The sequence below is a fragment of the Nocardia sp. 852002-51101_SCH5132738 genome (genome assembly GCF_001665695.1).
Classification (GTDB): domain Bacteria; phylum Actinomycetota; class Actinomycetes; order Mycobacteriales; family Mycobacteriaceae; genus Nocardia; species Nocardia nova.
This window is the reverse complement of the sequence record NZ_LZML01000032.1, coordinates 37,100-54,214: the sequence shown is the minus strand read 5'-3', so window position 1 is coordinate 54,214 and position 17,115 is coordinate 37,100. Positions and strand designations below refer to the sequence as shown.

At 68.4% G+C, this 17,115-nt stretch carries 16 protein-coding genes; 5 read left to right on the top strand and 11 right to left on the bottom strand.

All coding sequences use genetic code 11. The annotated features are described in order from the left end of the window. The first annotated feature begins 45 nt into the window (after positions 1-45). Positions 46-1,515 carry a glutamate synthase subunit beta gene (locus A5789_RS04890; RefSeq protein WP_063015301.1) on the top strand — a complete coding sequence of 490 codons (1,470 nt, stop codon included), beginning with the start codon at positions 46-48 and terminating at the stop codon, positions 1,513-1,515. A 443-nt stretch (positions 1,516-1,958) separates the two neighbouring features. Next, positions 1,959-2,882 carry a cutinase family protein gene (locus A5789_RS04885; RefSeq protein ID WP_082857092.1) on the top strand — a complete coding sequence of 308 codons (924 nt, stop codon included), beginning with the start codon at positions 1,959-1,961 and terminating at the stop codon, positions 2,880-2,882. Positions 2,883-2,945: 63 nt separating this feature from the next. Here the strand turns inward: A5789_RS04885 and A5789_RS04880 are convergent, their stop codons facing one another. The 4 genes from A5789_RS04880 to lysX all read right to left on the bottom strand — a co-directional run bounded on the left by A5789_RS04880 (position 2,946) and on the right by lysX (position 7,989). Next, positions 2,946-3,260 carry a hypothetical protein gene (locus A5789_RS04880; RefSeq protein ID WP_064902488.1) on the bottom strand — a complete coding sequence of 105 codons (315 nt, stop codon included), beginning with the start codon at positions 3,258-3,260 and terminating at the stop codon, positions 2,946-2,948. Between the two features lie 253 nt (positions 3,261-3,513). Further along, positions 3,514-3,783 carry a hypothetical protein gene (locus A5789_RS04875; protein ID WP_064902487.1) on the bottom strand — a complete coding sequence of 90 codons (270 nt, stop codon included), beginning with the start codon at positions 3,781-3,783 and terminating at the stop codon, positions 3,514-3,516. A gap of 155 nt (positions 3,784-3,938) precedes the next feature. After that, positions 3,939-4,583 (bottom strand): histidine phosphatase family protein, encoded by a 645-nt coding sequence (locus A5789_RS04870; protein WP_063015304.1) that lies wholly within the window; start codon positions 4,581-4,583, stop codon positions 3,939-3,941. Positions 4,584-4,653: 70 nt separating this feature from the next. Then, the gene (gene lysX, locus A5789_RS04865; protein ID WP_063015317.1) at positions 4,654-7,989 is read right to left on the bottom strand and encodes a bifunctional lysylphosphatidylglycerol synthetase/lysine--tRNA ligase LysX; all 3,336 of its coding nucleotides are present in this window, start codon (positions 7,987-7,989) and stop codon (positions 4,654-4,656) included. 156 nt (positions 7,990-8,145) lie between these two features. Between lysX and A5789_RS04860 the strand changes: the two genes are divergently transcribed. Continuing rightward, positions 8,146-8,367 carry an RNA-binding S4 domain-containing protein gene (locus A5789_RS04860; protein ID WP_030516732.1) on the top strand — a complete coding sequence of 74 codons (222 nt, stop codon included), beginning with the start codon at positions 8,146-8,148 and terminating at the stop codon, positions 8,365-8,367. A 43-nt stretch (positions 8,368-8,410) separates the two neighbouring features. On the opposite strand, the gene rraA is transcribed toward A5789_RS04860, so the two are convergent. The 7 genes from rraA to A5789_RS04825 all read right to left on the bottom strand — a co-directional run bounded on the left by rraA (position 8,411) and on the right by A5789_RS04825 (position 12,999). Then, positions 8,411-8,896, bottom strand: a complete 486-nt coding sequence (gene rraA, locus A5789_RS04855; RefSeq protein WP_030516733.1) for a ribonuclease E activity regulator RraA — start codon at positions 8,894-8,896, stop codon at positions 8,411-8,413. 70 nt (positions 8,897-8,966) lie between these two features. Further along, positions 8,967-9,425, bottom strand: a complete 459-nt coding sequence (locus A5789_RS04850) for an SRPBCC family protein (RefSeq protein ID WP_064902486.1) — start codon at positions 9,423-9,425, stop codon at positions 8,967-8,969. A gap of 89 nt (positions 9,426-9,514) precedes the next feature. Beyond that, complete coding sequence (locus A5789_RS04845; RefSeq protein WP_064902485.1) at positions 9,515-10,456, bottom strand: CopD family protein; 942 nt, start codon at positions 10,454-10,456, stop codon at positions 9,515-9,517. Further along, positions 10,453-11,007, bottom strand: coding sequence for a copper resistance CopC family protein (locus tag A5789_RS04840; RefSeq protein ID WP_082857247.1), 555 nt, complete (start codon positions 11,005-11,007; stop codon positions 10,453-10,455). The genes A5789_RS04845 and A5789_RS04840 overlap by 4 nt, the downstream gene beginning before the upstream one ends. After that, a complete protein-coding gene (locus A5789_RS04835; RefSeq protein WP_064902484.1) occupies positions 11,004-11,663 on the bottom strand; it encodes a YcnI family protein in 660 nt (219 codons plus the stop codon). The genes A5789_RS04840 and A5789_RS04835 overlap by 4 nt, the downstream gene beginning before the upstream one ends. A gap of 75 nt (positions 11,664-11,738) precedes the next feature. Next, a complete protein-coding gene (locus tag A5789_RS04830; RefSeq protein ID WP_063016494.1) occupies positions 11,739-12,248 on the bottom strand; it encodes a hypothetical protein in 510 nt (169 codons plus the stop codon). A 109-nt stretch (positions 12,249-12,357) separates the two neighbouring features. After that, a complete protein-coding gene (locus A5789_RS04825; RefSeq protein ID WP_030516739.1) occupies positions 12,358-12,999 on the bottom strand; it encodes a DUF6474 family protein in 642 nt (213 codons plus the stop codon). A 397-nt stretch (positions 13,000-13,396) separates the two neighbouring features. Here A5789_RS04825 and A5789_RS04820 point away from each other — a divergent pair, with 397 nt between their 5' ends. Next, positions 13,397-15,067 (top strand): TM0106 family RecB-like putative nuclease, encoded by a 1,671-nt coding sequence (locus A5789_RS04820; protein WP_064902492.1) that lies wholly within the window; start codon positions 13,397-13,399, stop codon positions 15,065-15,067. Continuing rightward, entirely contained in the window at positions 15,064-17,079 is a 2,016-nt protein-coding gene (gene htpG, locus A5789_RS04815; RefSeq protein WP_064902483.1) for a molecular chaperone HtpG, read from the top strand. Before A5789_RS04820 ends, htpG begins: the two co-directional genes overlap by 4 nt. Positions 17,080-17,115: the final 36 nt, after the last annotated feature.

Genomic DNA, 17,115 nt, shown 5'->3' with positions numbered 1-17,115 from the left:
AAGACGCACGGACGGTCCTGAGAGGCGAAAATACGGAGGCCGCACGTGGGTGATCCACAGGGATTTCTGAAGCACACCAGCCGGGAACTGCCCACTCGGCGTCCGGTACCGCTGCGCCTGATGGACTGGAAAGAGGTCTACGAGGAGAACTACTCCCACCAGACCCTGCAGACCCAGGCCAGCCGCTGCATGGACTGCGGTATCCCGTTCTGCCACAACGGCTGCCCGCTGGGGAACCTGATTCCCGAGTGGAACGACCTGGTCTACCGGGATCGCTGGCGCGAGGGCATCGACCGTCTGCACGCGACCAACAACTTCCCGGAATTCACCGGGCGGTTGTGCCCGGCGCCGTGTGAGGCGTCGTGTGTGCTCGGTATCAACCAGGATCCGGTCACCATCAAGCAGGTCGAGGTCGAACTCATCGAGAACGCCTTCGACGAGGGCTGGGTGCAGCCGGTCTATCCGACCCGCCTGACCGGGAAGAAGGTCGCGGTCGTGGGTTCGGGTCCGGCCGGTCTGGCCGCGGCCCAGCAGCTGACCCGCGCCGGCCACACCGTCACGGTGTTCGAGCGCGACGACCGCATCGGTGGCCTGCTGCGCTACGGCATTCCGGAATTCAAGATGGAGAAGCGCTTCATCGACCGCCGCCTGGCGCAGATGGAGGCCGAGGGCACCATCTTCAAGGCGGGCGTGAACGTCGGTGTCGACATCACCGCCGAGCAGCTGCGTGAGCAGTTCGACGCGGTGGTGCTCGCGGGTGGTTCCACCATCGCGCGGGACCTGCCGATTCCGGGTCGCGATCTGGACGGCATCCACCAGGCGATGGAATTCCTGCCGCTGGCCAACCGGGTTCAGCTGGGCGACCCGGTCGCCGACGAGGAGGGCCTGCCGAGGATCCACGCCAAGGGCAAGAAGGTCGTCATCATCGGTGGCGGTGACACCGGCGCCGACTGCCTGGGCACCTCGCACCGCCAAGGCGCGGCGAGCGTCCACCAGTTCGAGATCATGCCGAGGCCGCCGGAGGAGCGGGCCGAGTCGACCCCGTGGCCGACCTACCCGCTGATGTTCCGGGTCTCCTCGGCGCACGAAGAGGGTGGCGAGCGCGTCTTCTCGGTGAACACCGAACGGTTCATCGGTGCGGACGGCAAGGTCACCGGCCTGCAGGCGCACGAGGTCCGTAACGTCAACGGCCGCTTCGAGAAGGTCGAGGGCACCGACTTCACCCTGGAGGCCGATCTGGTCCTGCTAGCGATGGGCTTCGTCGGCCCGCAGAAGCCGGGTCTGCTCGAGGATCTCGGCGTGGGCTACGACCAGCGTGGCAACGTCAAGCGCGGTAAGGACTTCCAGACCACCGTGCCCGGCGTCTTCGTCGCCGGCGATATGGGGCGTGGTCAGTCGCTGATCGTATGGGCCATCGCCGAGGGCCGCGCCGCCGCCTCGGCGGTGGACAAGCACCTCGAGGGTGAGACCGCGCTGCCGGCGCCGATCGCTCCGACGGCGGTCGCCCAGCGCTGAGTCCCGGCCGGGACGGCGGGGGCCGACTGTCGGTCGAACAATCGAAAATACGAGGCGTCCGCCCGGGGTGGGGGCCCGGGGGGCACGGAATTTTTGACAGTAAATCGAAAAAAGATAAAACACGACCCAAAAGAGACAGGGCTCGAAAGCCCGTGGACGCCTCGTATTTTCGCCCTGTACTGCGAAAACGTGTACCCGCGTCCCAAACATCGGAAATCGGACGGGATTTCGAGCTCGGATGGCAGTTCCACCGTGCCGCCGTTATCCTGAGCACCGGTATGTCGTAAATGCTCTTGGTCCGCGTCCGAACTCGTTCACGAGTTCACGGACGCGGGCGGTTTTTGCTTCGCCGGGAATTTACCGCGCGGCAATGTGGCGGCGGCATCATCAGCGGCGAATACATATGGGGAGCCCCGGCGAGGGCTGGCTTGAACTGGAGCAGCATGCGGTTGAAGAAGGTTGTCGCGGCCGCCGGGGCGGCAGTCGCGGTACTGGCTGGTATGGCAGTGTCGGGTACCGCGGTCGGAAGCGGTTCCGCGAGCGCGGATCCCGGTTGCCCGAGCCTGTATGTCGTCGCGATTCCGGGCACCTGGGAGACCGGTGATCACAAGCCCGACCATATGGTCGGCCCCGGCATGCTGTCGGGTGTGACGCGCGGCCTGCCGAGTTCGACGGACGTCGACTACGTCAGCTACGCCGCGACCGCTTTCCCGTGGGAGGGCGATGTCTACGGCGCCTCCAAGAAGGAAGCGACCGACAACGCGCGCGGCCTCATCCAGGCGATGGCGGCCCGCTGCGCCGGTACGCACTACGCGATCGTCGGTTACAGCCAGGGTGCGGATGCCGCGGGCGATCTGGCCGCCGAGATCGGCACCGGCCTGGGCGCCGTTTCGCCGGACCGCGTTTCGGGTGTCGGCCTGATCTCCGATCCGCGTCGTTCGCCCACCGACGTCCAGGTCGGCCCGGTGGTCGGCGGCGCGGGCGCCGGTGGCCCGCGCGTGGGTGGATTCGGCTTCCTCAGCGACCGGGTGCGCACCATCTGCGCGGCCGGTGACCTGTACTGCTCCACCGAGGACACCGACTACGTCACCCGCTTCGCCGGCTTCCTGGCGCAGGCCTCCGGTGCGAGCGCGGCGAACCTGTGGCGCTACCAGCTCGAGGCGGGGTCGATCATCGGCGACCTGATGGCGCACGGCGGTGTCGCGGCCCTGCAGTCGCAGCTCACCGACGACGCCAACCAGCAGCGGGTGGAACAGCTCGAGCACTTCTACCAGTCCGGCACGCACACCTCCTACGGCAGCTATTCGGTGGGCGGCGGCCAGACCGCGATCTCCTGGATGCACAACTGGATCGCCGGAATGGCATGAGCCGGTAAGGCGCCCGTGAAGGCCACCCCGCGTCGAGCGGGGTGGCCTTCACCGTTTCGGGGATCAGCCGGCGGAACCGGTCGGCGGGAGCTGGGGCAGCTGCGGGCCGGGTGCCGGCTGGTTCTCCGGTCCGCGGTCTCGATCGCCGTGGTTGTCGCCGCGGTTGTCGCGATCGGGTCCGCGGTGGTCGCCGTCGTGATCGCGGTCGCCGGGGTGGTTGTCGCGGTCGATGGTGACCGCGCTGGGGGTGTTGGCCGGGGCGTCGGCGAAGGCCGGCACGGCGAGCGCGGACAGGGGAACGACGACGAGCGCACCGGCGACGGCGACGCGGGTCGCGAGGCGGCGGGTGCGGTTCTTCGGCTTCGCGGTGGTCTGCAAGGTTTCGGCCTTTCGTCTGCGAAATACGGAGCCGTGCTGGGGATTCGGACCGGGCGGCCCGGCGGCTCACGAGTACATCGAAACGCCGCCGGCTGGGACGGCGATGTTCGCGAACTGTGAATGAACTTTGAAGCGACCAGGCCACGGTGCCGCCATCCCGGTCACGAGCACCGAATCCGTGTTCCACACAGCGGACGAGGGCCGCTCCCGGAAAGGGAACGGCCCTCGTATGTTCCTCGGCTGTGCGGTTCGATCAGCCGAACGAGCCGGTGGGCGGGGGTCCGGGCAGGAAGCCGCCGGGACCGGACTGCCACGGGCCGTTGTCGTGATCGTGATCGCGATCGTGATGATGACGCCACCCGTCGTGGTCGTGATCGTGGTCGTGCCAGTCGATCTGCGTGGCGGACGGGGTATCGGCGAAAGCGGGTACCGCGACCGCGGCGACGGGGGCGGCCGCGATCGCGCCGGCGACGGCGACGCGGGCGATCAGCCGGCGGCGCGAGGAACTCGTGGAGGAGAGCAACGGACTACCTTTCTCGGAACACGGGCCGCCGGGCGGGGCCCGTGGTCATTCATGGAACGACTCGTTGCTGTGTCCGGCAGGCTTTCGGGCTGGCAATCGGCTGTGAACTTCCGCCACCCGCACAGCTTTCGGATGCTCCCGCCCCTACGCTCTGCTCAGATCGCGTCGCCGGCCGCAGCGGGACGATTCCGCGGCAGCAGATCCCACACGTGGCTGTTCTCGTTGATCGTCGCGGCGGTGCGATTACCGCTACGGGAGAACAGAATCCGGGTGATCGAGCAGTAGTCGATCGGAAAGGTCAGGGGGCGTTCGAGTCCGAGAATGTCCTGGAGCAGCACGTTCACCACTCCGCCGTGGGCGAAGGCGACAACCGTATCGGCCGGTTCGGCGGCCGCGACGAGTTCCGACACCGTGCCCAGCACCCGCGCCACGAACGCGGGCCCGTCGATCTGTTCGGGCAGATGTCCGGCCTTGATCCGGTCGTAGGTGGCGCGGAAATCGCGCTTGGCGTCCTCGATCGGGATATACGCGGGCAGATCGCGGTCGTATTCGGCCAGCCCGTCGAGTACCTCGACCGGCAGTCCCAACTTCTCGGCCGTCGGCGCGGCGGTATCGCGGGCCCGCCGCTGCGGACTGCTCACCACCCGCGCGATACGATGCTCGCCCCCGGCGAACCGGGCGATCACGGCCGGTACCCGCCGAGCCTGCTCGACACCGAGTTCGGTGAGTTCGGGATCGGCGGGACCGGAGGTGGTCAGCACCCGGCCGGGCTGGGCATGACGCACGAGAACAAGCTGCACGGATCTACTGTGCCGGACGCGGGTTCCGGGTTCGCGAACGGGTGCGCGCGCCCCGGCGCCGGCGGTGCGGTCAGCGTCCCTCGCCCTGTCCCGTGCGCGGTTTGACCAGTGGGAACGGCAGGGTTTCGCGGATACTGCGGCCGGTGATGAGCATGACCACACGATCCACACCCACACCCAGACCGCCGGTCGGCGGCATCGCGAATTCCAGTGCCTCGAGGAAGTCCTCGTCCAGTTCCATGGCCTCCGGATCACCGCCCGCGGCCAGCAGCGACTGTTCGGTCAGGCGGCGGCGCTGTTCGATCGGATTGGTCAATTCGCTGTAGGCGGTACCCAGTTCGACCCCCCAGGCCACCAGATCCCAGCGTTCGGCCACACCGTCGATGCGGCGATGCGCGCGCGTCAGCGGTGACACGGAGGTCGGGAAGTCGATGTAGAAGGTCGGCTCCTGGGTGCGTTCCTCGACGAGGTGCTCGTACATCTCGAGCACGATCTGCCCGGCGTCCCAGCCCGGCTGATACGGCACCTCGACCTTGTCGCACAGCAACCGCAGCCGATCCACCGGGGTATCGGGAGTGACGGTCTCGCCGACGGCCTCGGAGATGGCGCCGTGCACGGTGCGCACCGGCCAGTCGCCGGAGATGTCGACCTCGGTCAGCGTCCCGTCCGCACCCGGCCGCAGGGCCACGCAGGCGCCGTTGGCCGCGATCGCCGCATTCTGTATGAGCTGCCGACACGCGTGCATCATGCGCTCGTAATCACTGTGCGCCTCATAGGCTTCCAGAATCGTGAATTCCGGATTGTGGCTGTAGTCCACACCCTCGTTGCGGAACACCCGGCCCAGTTCGAAGACCTTCTCCATCCCGCCCACACACAGCCGCTTGAGGTACAGCTCCGGTGCGATGCGCAGGTACAGGTCCAGATCGTAGGCATTGATGTGGGTGCGGAAGGGCGCGGCGTTGGCGCCGCCGTGCACCTGCTGCAGCACCGGCGTCTCGACCTCGAGGAAACCCCAGCCGGTCAACGTATCCCGCAGCGACCGCACCACGGCGCTGCGTTTGGCCAGTACCTCGCGCGCCTCGACGTTGATCGTCATATCGACGTAGCGCTGCCGCACCCGCGCCTCGGGGTCGGCGAGTCCGCGCCACTTGTCCGGCAGCGGATGCAGGCATTTGCCGATCATCCGCCAGTCCTGGGCGAGCAGCGACAGCTCGCCCCGGCGGCTCGCGCCGATCTGGCCGCTCACCTCGATCAGATCGCCCAGATCGAAGTACTCGCCGAACGAACTCGAGCGGCGTTGGCCGACCCGGCCTCGGTCGATGAGGATCTGGATATCGCCGGACCAGTCGCGCAGCGTCGCGAAGGTGACGCCGCCGTGGTCGCGGATCCGCAACAGCCGTCCGCATACTCGCACCGTGGTGCCCTTGGGGGAGCGGCGGGCATCGGCGATCGAATGGGTCGGGGCGTAGGCCACCGGATAGGCGTCGATATCGGCCGATTCGAGCCGGCGCACCTTGTCCATCCGCACCCGCACCTGTTCGGGGCGGCGGGCGGCGGCCTGTTCGAGGGCCGAGGGCGGCGCCTCGGGCGGGCTGCCGTCGGCGTGCAGCCCGGTGATGGTGGCCGGCACCGCGGAATGCAGACCGGTGTGGGCGGAGGCATCCGGTTGCTTGCCGAAGCGCGGCAGGAAGCCCTCGGCCAGCGCGCTGGCGAGCGCGACCCGCGGCAACTGGCGGCGCTCCTCGAAGATGAAGAACCGCGGCACCCACTGCGGCTGATATTTCACATTCGACCGGTACAGCGCCTCGAGTTGCCACCAGCGGCTGAAGAACATCAGCACACTGCGCCACAGCCGCAGCACCGGGCCGGCGCCGATCCGGCTGCCCTCCTCGAAGACCGAGCGGAATACCGCGAAGTTCAGCGATACCCGGGTGATCCCGTACTGTTCCGAGGTCAGCGCCAGCTGGGAGATCATGAATTCCATGATTCCGTTGGGGCCCTTGGGATCTCGTCGCATCACGTCGAGCGAGACCCCGCTGCGGCCCCAGGGCACCAGCGACAGCATGCCCCACACCCGGCCGTCGCGATCGAGCGCCTCCACCAGCAGGCTGTCGCCGTCGAGCCGGTCGCCGAGCCGGCCCAGCGCCATCGAGAAGCCGCGTTCGGTTTCGGTATCGCGCCAGGAATCGGCGCGGGCGATCATCTGCGCCATCTCGTCCGGCGAGAGTTCGCTGTGGCGGCGGACCCGGACGGTGAAGCCCTGTTTGTGCAGGCGGTTGGCGGCCTGGCGCACCTGCTTCATCTCGGGCCCGGCCAGCGAGAACGAACGGGTGTCGAGAATCGCCTCGTCGCCCAGGCGCAGCGCGGACAGGCCGGCCCGGCGGTAGGCGGTGGCGCCGAGTTCCCCGGCGCCCATCACCGCCGGGGCCCAGCCGTATTCGTCGGCCAGTCGCAACCAGGCATCGATGGCCTGCGGCCACGCCTCCCGCACACCGATCGGATCACCGGAGGCCAGGCATACGCCGAGTTCGACGCGGAAGGTGATCGCCGCCTTACCGCTGGGCGCGAAAACCACGGCCTTGTCGCGGCGAGTCGCGAAGTAGCCCAGCGAATCCTCGACATCGGAGCGGGCCAGCAGGCCGCGCACCGCGGATTCGTCCAGCCCGGTCATCGCGTTGGAGGCGCGTTGCGACCGGAACAGCACCAGCGCGGCGGCCAGCAGTGCGATGGCACCGAACAGGCCGAGCAGCAGATTCACCACATGCGGCGGGTGGCCGTCGAAGTTGTTGTCGGCCACCAGAATTGTCGCGGTGACCCGCGAGATCGCCCACAGCGGGCGCTGCGCACCGCGCGGCAGGCTGCCGGGGAACAGTTCCACCAGCCCCCACCCGAGCAGGCTGCTGATCACCAGCCCGCTGACCAGGACGCCGAGCGCCTTCCACACCGCGCCCCGCCGCACCCGGGTGTAGAACTCCGGCCATGCCGCGATCATCAGGCCGATCACCGCGAGGTGGACGAACAGCGCGGCCAGCGCGTGCGGATCCTGTTCCTCGGCGAAATCCAGTCCGTTGGCGAGCGCGAACAGCGCCATGTACCCGACCAGCAGCCACCAGGCGATGCGTTTACGGGAGGCCGTCGCGCCGGCGAGCAGACCGACGATCACCGCCCACATCAGGTTCGTGTCGGGCGCGTCGAAATAGTAGGCGTCGAGGTAGTGCCGCGGGACCGAGGTGATGTAGCGCAGGCCGGGCGAAATACTCCACAGCGCACACAGAGCCGAGAACACGCCGAGCACCAGGCCGGCCAGATGAGGGACTTCGCTCAGCCGACCGTGGGCGCGATGCGGAACCGGTGACGAAGGTGATCTGCGGTCGCGCGAGTGGAGCTGGTCTTGCGTGGAAGTCACCGCACCAGTGTGCGGGCTGGGGCCGCCCGAGGGGAGAAGGCCACCGGGCGAGTCCTGCTCGTGCACGGTCATATTCGATCCTTTCGCCGGACCCCGGTGCCGACCGGGACGGGGGCGGCGTGCGGCCCGCCGAGCGCGGCGGTAAAGATGTAACCCATGTCGGATCCAGTCGATGTGCCGATCGAAGACGAAGTCATTCGACTCGGGCAATTCCTGAAGCTGGCCAATCTCATCGACAGCGGGTCGGAGGCCAAGACCGTGATCGCCGCCGGACTCGTGCGCGTCAACGACGAGGTGGAACTACGGCGGGGCCGCCAGCTCCATGCCGGAGACGTGGTCGCACTCGCCGGCCACCGCGTGCGGGTGGCAGGCGGATAGTTCGGCAGGCGCGGGGCCGGCCGGCCCGGCGGCGATCGGCGACTCATTCCGCGCGGACGACGACCCCGTCGTGATCGCTGTAGAGCATCTCGCCCGGAACGAAGGTGACGCCGCCGAATTCGACCGGCACATCGCGTTCGCCGGATCCGGTCTGCGTGCTCTTGCGCGGGTTGGTGCCCAGCGCCTTGATGCCGATGGGCAGGGTGCGCAGAATCGCCGAATCGCGGACGCCGCCGTTGATCACGACGCCGGACCAGCCGTTGTCGACTCCACGGCCGGCGATCACGTCACCGACGAGGGCGGTGTGAATGCTCGCGCCGCCGTCCACGACCAGCACACGTCCGTCACCGGGTTCGCTGAGAGTCTGCTTGACCAACAGATTGTCCTGGAAGCAGCGAATGGTGACGATGCGCCCGCTGAACACCGGATTGCCGCCGAACTGCGTGAATTGCGTATCGCAGCTGCGAATCTCGGGGCCGATCTCGTCGGCGAGGTCGGCGGTTGCCACTAGGTTTGCTGAATCGGTCACGAAATAAGCTTGCCATGCGGGCGACGATCGGATCCTGAGACCTTCGCCGCGTGACGCGGGGCCGCCCGGTTCAGCTGTCGAGGGTGCGCTGATACTCCGCGATCTTGGTCGTCAGATTGTGGGTGGTGTGTTTGACCGACAGTTTGACGAACGGCTCGATGGTCTTGCCCAGCACCTTGCCCGCGAGTCCGCCCGGCACCCGGTATTCGACGATGGCGTCCACCGTGCAGTCGCCGTCGCCGCGGGGATGGAACAGGAAGGTCGATTCGATCTCGAATCCGGTCACGGCCTTCACCGAGATCGCGACGTTCTTCTCCCAGCGCACGATCTCCAACCGCGAGGTCAGCGAGGCGGGGCCCAGTTTGATCTCGGTGTCGAACGTCGCGCCCAGCCCGGCCACCTGATCGGTGATCGGGCGGAAGGAATGGACCTCGGTGACGAATTCCGGCAGATGGCGATGGTCGTTGACGTAGTCGAACGCGGTCTCGGCCGGCGCGGCGCAATCGGCCACGATCTTCACTGCGGTCATGCGGTAACCGTAACGTGTTCCAGTCCGGCCCGGACCGGATGTAATTGCTATCACTCCAGTTCGGAGGCCTGTCCGGCCCGGGCTCGGACTCAGGCGGTCACCGCCAGCGTCGCCGCCAGGCCGAACACCGCGGCCATCACCACGACCTCGATCAGGGCGCGGCGCAGCGAGGAGTCCGCGGTCATCCGGTGGTCGGTGGCCACCGGAACCCAGCTGCGCCGCCACCACCAGCCGAGGCCGAGCAGCGCGACCGCCATCACCGTCTTCGCCAGCAGGATGCGGCCGTATCCGGTATCGACCAGGGCGGCCGGACCGCCGACCCGGACCAGCCCGTTCACCACGCCGGTCACCGTCACCGCGGCCACCGCGGGCAGCGCCCAGCCGGAATAGCGTGGCAGGATCACCGCCCACTCACCGCGGGTGCGCACGACCAGCGCCAGCGCCAGCAGCAGGCCGAACCAGACGGCGGCGGCCAGGGCGTGGACCGCGGCCAGCACCGATCCCAGCGTCTGCTGTGACATATGGCCGGTGATCGGGCGCAGCACCAGCGTCACTGCGGCGAAGACCAGCACCAGATCGGCGGTCGCGCGGTCCGGTCGCCGGAAGGCCAGCGTGCTGTAGCAGGCGACGGCCGCGGTGCCGATCAGCACGGCGATGCCGATCTGGCCCCCGCTGACATGCGTGAGGTAGTCGCCGAAATCGCCGGCGCGCAACCGGGTGAGCGGTACCCCCACCACCTCGGCGGCCTCGGTGGCCAGCAGCACGAATTCAGCCACCGCCCAGAGGCCGCCGAAGACGGCCAGCAGCCGCCACGCGGGCCGCAGCCGGTCGTGCAGGCGCGGCAGCGCGGCCAGGCCGAGAACCGTCGCGCCCAGCCCGTCGGCCAGAGTGCGCACCGGCGCCTCGGCTTGTACCGGATCGGGTGCGGCGAGCGCCCATCCGGCGGCGGCACCGAGGAGGGCGGCCGGGACGACCAGCAGCAGTGCGTAACGCAGTGCGGTCGATCTGCTGCCGGCCGTCCCCGGCCTCATGGTTTGCCGCCGCTGCCCGACCGTCGGGAGCGACCGCCGAACAGCGCGAACGCCAGTCCACCACCGAACAGCACGACCGCGGCCACGATGAACACCCACAGCGGCACGCCCCCGGAATCGCCGCCGCCGGAGTTGCCGCTCTTGGCATCGGCCTTGGGCCCCGGTGTGCCGTGGCCGGGCGTGGTCAGCTCGAAACTGCGGGTACCGCTGACCGGATGGCCGTCGGCGGAGGTGACCCGGTACGCCATCGTGTAGGTGCCGGCCGGGCCCAGGTCACCGACCTCGACGGTGACGGTCGGGCCGTCCACCACCGGCTTGCCCTTCGACCACAGATTCCCGTCCGGGCCGACGACGGTCAGCGACGGGAAACTCGGCTGCAGATTCTCGTTGAAGGTGACGCTCACCCGCGCGGGACCGGTCTCGACCTTCGCGCCGTCGGCGGGGTCGGTGGATACCACCGTCGAATGCGCGGCGGCCGGACCGGCGACCGTGATCGTCAGTGCGCCCAGCGCCAGCGCGCCGACCAGGGCGAACACGATGCGGCGCATCATGAGCGCCGGCTCCGGATCAGGCTGCCGAGTCCGAGCGCGGCACCGAGGGCGCCGAGAACCAGTCCGATACCGCCCAGCCAGCGCGCGGTGTTGTCGGACTCGTCGCTGTCGGACTTGTCGGGGGCAGCGCTCGGCATGCCGGCGTGATCGTCGTCGGATCCGGCGGCTCCCAGCGTGATGCTCGGAGCGGGATGCTCGGGTTCGTCACCGCCGGCGGGCATGGGCTCGCTCCAGTTGACGACCTTTCCGTCGCTGTAGGTCTGAGTGGCCGGGAAGTTGATCTTGTCCTGCTTCGGCAGCGGCCCGACCGCGACGGCGAAGCGCTGGAACTGCTCGGGAGTGATGCCGGGAGTGCCCGGGTTGGCGGTCCAGGTGACGGAGGTGAACTGGTTCTTGTCGTTCTTCTCGGTCTTGGCGGTCCAGCCCGGAACGGGTTCGGTGCGAGCCGCGGACAGTTGCGGCAGCGCGACGGTCAGCTTGGTGGTGGACGCCGTCGCCGATTCGGTCGGCACGCGGAAGGTGATGACCGCGTAGCCGCCCTGGGCCGCGCCGGGCGCGTCGGCGGTGACGTGCGCGGCCGCGGTGCCGGAGGCGAGCAGGGCGAGACCGGCGGCGGCGCCCGCGGCGACCAGGGCGCGCGACAGTGAGGTGGACATAGTAAAGCTCACGGTGGGTGACTTTCTCGGTACTCGGCGAGATGCCGGAGGAATTGCCTGTGGTCGAGGATCGGTTCAGGCGAGTACCGGGGGTGCGCGGGAGCCGAGGGCGCCGGCGCTCCATTGCTGCCGCGCTTGCCGCGCGGAGGTCCGCCACCGGGGTGTGGCGATATCCACCGGCGGTTGCGGCCGGGTGGTGACGGCGCGGACCGATCGGGAGACCGCGGCATACAGCCGTTCCACGGCCACGATCAGCACCGCGCACACCACGGTGGCGAGGGTGTGCGCCAGTGTCATCCAGTTGTTCGGGAAGATCGAGATCAGCCCGGAAAGGCCGCTCCCGCACGATGTTTCACCGGGCCGATGAGCGGGCAGCAGACTCAGCGCGATATGCGAGACCGCCTGTCCGCCACCGAGTGCCGCCAGGATGCCGATCCGGCCACGGGCACCACCGGTGGGCGGCAGCATCGACGCGAAGGTTCCGGTGGCCGCCGCGCTCAGCAGCAGCAGCGCCAGCGTCGCCGAGCCGGGATAGCCGCCGTCGGCCCATCCGTGCGCGGCCACCGCGAGGACCACCACCGCCATACCGACCAGCCCGCCCCGCAGGCCATCGATGCCCGGCCGCCGGACCGCTCGCCGGTAAGGCGGAGATCCGGTTGTGGGCCGGGCACGATGCGGCATGGCGAGCGGTCGGTCAGTGCACGCCGAGGCGCGCGAGGATATCGGCTTCGACGCCGGCCAGTTCGTGCGAGATGGAGTTGTGCACCGCACGCCGGCGCGGCGCGGGCATCTGCTCGGCGGTGCGCACGGCAGCGGACAGGCTGGCGAGCCGGTCGCGGGTGGCGGCCACGAACTTCTGCGTCTCGCCGCTCTTGTCACCGGAGTTCTCGATACCGGCCAGGGTCGATTCGACACCGGTGATACGGGCCTGCAGGCGGGCGCCGTGGCCGGTGAAGTTGCCCAGTTCGCCGATGCCGATACCCAGTCGATGGGCGCGGCGGGTGTCGATCTGGCCGCGGATGAAGGTGGCGGCCCGGTAGGCCAGCGGCGCCAGCACCGGCACCAGCACGCGCGCCACGCCCAGATACTTCTTCACCTGGCTCGCCGTGAGCAGTTCGCGGTCGGCTCGTTCGGCGGTCTTGAGGGCGGCCTTCTCCTCCGCCTTCAAGGTCGCGATCTGAGCCTTCGCCACCTCGCGCTGGGTGCGGATCTCGGCGCGCTGGCGTTTGCGTTCGTTGCGGGCGCCGAGTTTGGCCTCCATCGCGGCCTTGTGCTTGAGGGCTTTCGCCTCGGCTTTGCGGTCCGCACGCCGCTTGCGCTTGGTGAACAACCCCATCGAAAGCCCTCCGTCACGAAGTTCCGTCATGCTGATATACCCACATGCCACACGGTTTGCGCCAACTGTAGCGGGATGCGGACCCGAGGGCGCCGCCGCGGCGGACGGTTCGCGGCGATCCGAGCTCCGGACGGCGGGAGTGCCGAGGTAGCGGCCCCGCGTACACCCTGCACGCAGGCGGTTCGCGGGAGTGTCGGAGGTAGGGACCATACTGCTTACCGTGTATTCGGGCAGCGGCGACCGGGACGGTCGCGAGGAGGACGGCGGAGGCGACGAGCGGCGGGCTGCTGCTCGCCGAACCGCCGTAGTGCCCGCCGAAGTGGAACGGGCGCAGCAGGTTTCGGCCGATACGGTGAATATCTCGACCCCCGCCGAGGCCGGTGAACATCCGCCGCGAATCGCCTACGTCGACGCGCGCGCACTGGTCGGCTGCCGGCATCGGCTGCATCTGGACGCCACCCATCCGGAACGGCTGCTCGGGGTGCCCGAGGACGCGGGTGTCAAACAGCGCCGCGACGCCGCCACCGCGCATCGCACCAAGGTCCGCGACACACTCGTCGCCGCCGACCCACAGGCGTGGGTGATCATCGATCCGGATCAGACCGCGAGCGGTCGCGCCGAGGATACGCTGCGCGCGTGTTCGGAAGGGGCGCAGCGCATTTGGGGTGCGCTGCTGCCCCAGGAGCCCGATACCGGTCGTCGCGGCGGCTGCGAGATCCTGCTGCGCGACACCGATCGGGGCGGCTATATCCCGATCATCGTGGTCAACCACAAGGTGACCGATCCGCGCCAGCCCGATCCGGCCGATTTCCACCCCACCACCTCCGATCTGTACCACTGGGATCCGCGCCCCGACCGGCACGTCCGCGTCCGCACCCAGCCGCGAGACCAGCAGCGGCTGGCCCACCTCTACCGGATGTTGCAGCGGCACGGGCTGGCCAGTCCCGCCCTGGTCGGCGGGGCGATCGGCTATCACTTCGACCGGATCCTGGTGCACGACCTGGGTCCGGTGCTCGACGAGTACGACCGGCGTTATGCCGACCGCATCGCGGTGGTGCGCGGTGAGCTGCCGACCGTGCCGTCGAAGGTGCCCGAATGCCGGCAGTGCCCGTGGTGGACACGGGCGCCGATCGTCGAGCGAACGGGGATCACCGAACCTCCCGCGGTGAGCTGTGAGGGCTGGCTGGCGGACCATCGCGACGTCAGCCTCGTCGCACCCGGATCCCGCGCCGAACTGCTGCGCCGCCACGGCGTGCAGACCATCGACGATCTGGCCGAGTGGACCGCGGACGAACCCGAGGACTGGCAGTACGAGCCGTTCGCCGAGACGGTGGTGACCGCGCGCGCCTGGATCTCGGGCGCGCCGCTGGTCCGCCGCGTGGATCGGGTGCGGGTCACCCGGGCCGACGTCGAGGTCGACGTCGACCTGGAGAGCTATCAGGAATACGGCGCCTATCTGTGGGGCACCCTGCTCGACGGCGTGTATCGCCCCTTCTTCACCTGGGACCCGCTGCCGACCGCCGACGAGGCCCGCTCGTTCGCCGAATTCTGGACCTGGCTGATGGCGGTGCGCGCCGACGCGGCCGCGGCGGGCAAGACGTTCGCCGCCTACTGCTACTCGCGCACCGCCGAGGACAAGTGGCTCTACGAATCGGCGCGCCGCTTCGCCGGACGGCCCGGGATACCCAGCGCGGACGAGGTCCGCGCCTTCGTCGACAGCCCGCAGTGGGTGGATATGTTCCAGGCGGTGTCGGAGCAGTTCATCTGCCCGAACGGCAAGGGGCTCAAGAAGATCGCTCCGGTCGCCGGATTCGGCTGGCGCGATCCCGAGGCCGGCGGCGAGGCGTCGATGAGCTGGTATCGCCTGGCGGTCGGCTACGACGGTGCGCCCGATCTGACGCAGCGCACCCGGCTGCTGGAATACAACGAGGACGATGTGCGCGCGACCCAGGTGCTGCGCGAATGGATGGCGCCCGCGCAGCCCCGCGCGCACAGCGCCGATGCCGAGGTTCCCGCGATGACCGACTTTCGCGAGCCACCCGCGGTCCGTCGTAATATCTGCACGTGACCGATCACGTCGAACAACTGGAGTTTCAGGCCGAGACCCATCAGCTTCTGGAACTGATGATCCACTCGGTCTACTCGAACAAGGACACGTTCCTGCGGGAATTGATCTCGAACGCCTCCGACGCGCTGGACAAGCTCCGGCTCGAGTCGTTCCGGGACAAGGATCTCGAGGTCGACACCTCGGATCTGCATATCGAACTGGAGGTCGACAAGGACGCCCGGGTGCTGACCGTCCGCGACAACGGCATCGGCATGTCGCGCGCCGAGGTGGTCGACCTCATCGGAACCCTGGCCAAGTCCGGCACCGCCGAACTGCGTCGTCAGCTGCTGGAAATGAACGGAGCCGACGCCGATTCTCCGGGTCGCTCCGCGGGCTCCGCTCCCGCGGACCTCATCGGCCAGTTCGGTATCGGCTTCTACTCGACCTTCATGGTGGCCGACAAGGTCACGCTGACGACCCGCCGCGCGGGTGAGTCCGAGGGCACCCGCTGGGAGTCCGCGGCCGGCAGCTCGACCTACACCATCGAAACCCTCGACGAGGCGCCTCAGGGCACCGCGGTTTCGCTGCACCTGAAGTCCGCGGACGAGGACGATCACCTCTTCGATTACACGCAGGAGTGGAAGCTCCGCGAGATCGTCAAGAAGTACTCGGACTTCATCTCCTGGCCCATTCGGATGCAGGTGGAGCGCACCGTCACCGAGGGCGAGGGCGAGGAGAAGACCGAGAAGACCATCCTCGAGGAGCAGACGCTCAATTCCCAGAAGGCGCTGTGGACGCGCCCGCGCAGCGACGTCTCCGACGAGGAGTACAAGGAGTTCTACAAGCACGTCTCGCACGCCTGGGACGACCCGCTGGAGATCATTCCGCTCAAGGCCGAGGGCACGTTCGAATATCAGGCGCTGCTGTTCATCCCGTCGCACGCGCCGTTCGATCTGTTCATGCGCGAGCACAAGCGCGGGGTGCAGTTGTACGTGCGCCGCGTATTCATCATGGACAACTGCGAAGAGCTGATGCCGGAGTATCTGCGCTTCGTCAAGGGCGTGGTGGATGCGCAGGATCTCTCGCTCAACGTCTCGCGCGAGATTCTGCAGCAGGACCGGCAGATCCAGATGATCCGCAAGCGCCTGGTGCGCAAGGTGCTGTCGACGATCAAGGATATGCAGGGCGCCGAGTCGGCCGAATCCGGCGACGGCGACGCCACCGCGGAAGAGTCGAAGTACCGGACCTTCTGGAACGAATTCGGCCGAGTTCTCAAGGAGGGCCTGCTCTCCGACTTCGACAACCGCGAAACCATCCTGCAGGTCTCGTCTTTCGCCTCGACGCACTCGGATTCCGAGCCCACCACGCTCGCGCAGTACGTGGAGCGCATGGCCGAAGGCCAGGACAAGATCTACTACATGACCGGCGAATCCCGGCAGCAGATCGAGAATTCGCCGCATATGGAGGCGTTCGAGGCGAAGGGCCTCGAGGTGCTGATCCTCACCGATCCGGTCGACGAGATGTGGGTCGGCTCGGTGCCGGACTTCGACGGCAAGCCGTTCCAGTCGATCGCCAAGGGCGAAGTCGATCTGGAGACCGAGGAGGAGAAGAAGGCCTCCGAACAGCTGCGTGAGCAGCAGGAGAAGGATTTCGGCGATGTGCTGAAGTGGCTGCGGGAGACGCTGAGCGACAGCGTCAAGGAGGTCCGCCTGTCCTCCCGCCTGACCACCTCCCCGGCCTGTGTCGTCGGCGACGTCTTCGACTTCACCCCGCAGCTGGAGCGCATGTACCGGGCGTCCGGCCAGGCCCTGCCGGAATCCAAGCGAATTCTGGAACTCAACCCGGAGCACCCGCTGGTCACCGGACTGCGCGATGCGTACGCCGCGAACAAGGACACCGCCGAGGAGTCCGGAGAATTGGCCGCTACCGCCGAATTGCTCTACGGCACAGCGATTCTCGCCGAAGGTGGCGAATTGAAGGATCCGGCCCACTTCGCGCAACTGCTGGCGGACCGGCTCACGAAGACCGTCTGACCGCACCTCCGGAAACACGGTAAGGCTCGCGCGGAA